Raw genomic sequence first — 347 nt, forward strand, 5'->3', positions numbered from 1 at the left:
CGGTGATGCTCGAGATGATACCGAACTCATCCCCTCCCATCCGGAATAGGTTATCTCCAGACTTCAAGCTTACTGAGATAACCTTAATCACATGAATAAGTAACGCATCACCGGCTGGGTGCCCAAACTTATCATTGATCTCTTTAAACTTATCAACATCAAACACTATTAAGCTAAACGGCTTATCACTTTGTATCGATTGACCAAGCATCTTATTAAAAGCTCGGCGATTATAAATTTCCGTTAAACTGTCATGATTGGCAAGAAAGCGAAGCTCCTCTGTTCTTTCATCAATCATTCGATACAAGCGCTCTTTCTCTCGAATTTGCAGGTTCACAATATAAGCA

At 40.3% G+C, this 347-nt stretch carries 1 protein-coding gene; it reads right to left on the reverse strand.

What is annotated here, in order from left to right:
• The coding region (locus tag AB4512_RS24575; protein ID WP_372176086.1) for a GGDEF domain-containing protein at positions 1-347 on the reverse strand (347 nt) is incomplete at both ends.

Source organism: Vibrio sp. 10N.222.52.B7 (assembly GCF_041474275.1).
Lineage (GTDB): Bacteria > Pseudomonadota > Gammaproteobacteria > Enterobacterales > Vibrionaceae > Vibrio > Vibrio crassostreae_C.